This is a genomic window from Tamlana crocina, from assembly GCF_012037625.1.
This window is the reverse complement of record NZ_JAAVJS010000944.1, coordinates 1-217: the sequence shown is the minus strand read 5'-3', so window position 1 is coordinate 217 and position 217 is coordinate 1. Positions and strand designations below refer to the sequence as shown.

Below are 217 nucleotides of genomic sequence, written 5' to 3'. Positions count from 1 at the left end.
CATTCTAGGTGCACCGTAGCTTTCATGGCTATCCTTGAATATGGTTTTGACCAGTGAACTTATCTTCTGATTTTCAATCCACAACTTACTTGGCCCTGTTTGCAACCAATGGTAATACCCGCTCTTAATAACTTTTAATATTTTGCACATCGTCTCAACAGGAAATTTCATTAAATGCTGTTTTATAAACCTGTATTTTTCTTGTCGCTCACGGAGA

Annotated in this window: 1 pseudogene; it reads right to left on the bottom strand. The window is 37.3% G+C overall.

Annotation, left to right across the window (positions count from 1 at the left end):
- Positions 1 to 217, bottom strand: a pseudogene (locus HC176_RS20485) (IS3-like element ISLbl1 family transposase); the annotation flags it as partial.